This is a genomic window from Microcystis sp. M53603_WE2, assembly GCF_030065435.1.
In genome coordinates this window covers 1-1813 of sequence record NZ_JASJFF010001053.1, presented here as the reverse complement: position 1 = coordinate 1813, position 1813 = coordinate 1, and the positions used below count along the sequence as shown (strand labels likewise).

Sequence of the window (1813 nt, the reverse complement as noted above, 5' to 3'; positions counted from 1 at the left end):
CATAGTTAAGACGATGATTAGACTCATGATTGAATGAGCGACTATGATTAGGTTATCTTTGACAATCATCAGTATTTATTGTCTTATATCACATCATGGTGTCGCTCTCTCGAAAAGAATCATAGTCCATCACACAATCACAAAAATCATAGTTAAGACGATGAATGAACAACGCGCCCAAGCTTATGTTAATTTAATAGAACAGTTGCTCGCTTGTGCTGATGGTGAGGAACCCAATATCCTGCAAGCTAATCAGGAATTGATTGACCCCGAATTTTTGCAGATGATGGAAAACTATGCAACAGGGTTAGAATAATAAGGATACAATAACCATGCAGATTGATTTAACACAACACTTTGGGCAATATCTCAATCCTCAAGCGAGAAATATAGAAGAATATAAGGCGTTTTTAACTGTTGGGGACATTGACAACAGGCCAAGGTGTTGTTAGTATATCCAACATGAAGGCTACCGCGCTCATTCGTCGTCGCGTCATCTTGGCCCCAGACGCATTCGCAGAAGTCACTGTCTGGCGTGTTCCCCAACCAGTTCTGCCATCGGAGCATCCTTACAAATATCGTCTCGCTTACATAGTCAACGGCAAATGTGTGTTGCGATATGATAACGAACGCGGTAAAGGCGATCACCGTCATTTCGATGGTGTGGAGTCTCTTTATGCTTTCTCTTCGCCAGACCAATTGATGGCCGACTTCAACTCTGACATTTTGAGGTGGAATTATGAACACGGTCGTTCTTGAAGTTCGCTCCTTGACTGACACCCTTGCCGATGCCGTTCAAGCGATGAAAACTGGTCGAGCAGAAAAAGAAGTTCGTATCAGTTTTGCTACCCCCGAACTTCTCTGGAAAGTTCTGACTGCCAAGCGGTGGGAACTCCTCAAAGCTATGTGCGGTGCTGGCCCCATTTCTATCCGTGAGGCGGCGAGGCGAGTACATCGGGATGTTAAAGCAGTACATGGAGATATTACGGCACTTTTAAATGTCGGTATTCTGAGCCGTGTAGCAGATGGGAGCGTAGAGTTCCCGTTTGAAGCGATCAAGGTTGAATTCATGTTGCAAGCCGTTTGATCGCCGGATTAGTAGCGATCGCGAATAAAGAGGACACATGAACCAAAAGTATTATCATTCTCAAAGGTAAGTAGGGAGGCGTTAAAAGTTGTCAGACACCCCCCTTATCAAGGGGGGATTAAGGGGGGATCGGCACCCCCCTTATCAAGGGGGGCAGGGGGGATCGAACCTAAAATCCATTTTTAATTTAATTATAACCAGCTATAAAATAGTGATAGTCGTGCCTATATTCCGATAATTATTAGGAGAATCATCAGATGTCAGTTACTATTGAACAAGATCTTAAAGAAGTTTTAGGTGAAATTAATCAGAAACTAGAAAATATTAATAGTCGCCTCACTAATTTAGAGGTTGGACAAGCTAGATTAGAAGAAAAGGTCGATGCTTTAGACAAGGATATTGAGAGGGTGAAAGAAGATACCAAAGAATTGAAAGGCTCTCAAAAGGCCCAGATTTGGACGTTAATCGGAATTTTGGGAACGGCTTTACTAGGAACGGTCATTCGCTACATTATTATTCCTTTTCCTCCTCAATCGTAAATATAATTATAACAATCACAGTACAGACAATGAATGAACAACGCGCCGGGAGCATCTCACTTATGCAATGAGTATTAATACTTATAGCAGTCAAAAACTAGAAAATCTTCAACTTGATCACAAAGAGAAATGAGATTATAATAGTTATAACTTACAATTCAGAATAGCTCTCGATGGGAGGAATAAT

The 1813-nt window shown here is 41.7% G+C and carries 4 protein-coding genes; all 4 read left to right on the top strand.

Going from position 1 to position 1813, the window contains the following annotated elements; all coding sequences use genetic code 11:
- Positions 1-160: 160 nt before the first annotated feature.
- The 4 genes from PX481_RS22210 (at position 161) to PX481_RS22195 (ending at position 1626) form a co-directional block, all read left to right on the top strand.
- Positions 161-316, top strand: a complete 156-nt coding sequence (locus PX481_RS22210; protein WP_196219824.1) for a hypothetical protein — start codon at positions 161-163, stop codon at positions 314-316.
- Between the two features lie 146 nt (positions 317-462).
- Positions 463-759 carry a toxin-antitoxin system TumE family protein gene (locus PX481_RS22205; protein WP_002751505.1) on the top strand — a complete coding sequence of 99 codons (297 nt, stop codon included), beginning with the start codon at positions 463-465 and terminating at the stop codon, positions 757-759.
- Complete coding sequence (locus PX481_RS22200) at positions 740-1087, top strand: HVO_A0114 family putative DNA-binding protein (RefSeq protein WP_002751511.1); 348 nt, start codon at positions 740-742, stop codon at positions 1085-1087. Before PX481_RS22205 ends, PX481_RS22200 begins: the two co-directional genes overlap by 20 nt.
- A 257-nt stretch (positions 1088-1344) precedes the next feature.
- The gene (locus tag PX481_RS22195) at positions 1345-1626 is read left to right on the top strand and encodes a hemolysin XhlA family protein (protein WP_002759172.1); all 282 of its coding nucleotides are present in this window, start codon (positions 1345-1347) and stop codon (positions 1624-1626) included.
- Positions 1627-1813 lie beyond the last annotated feature (187 nt).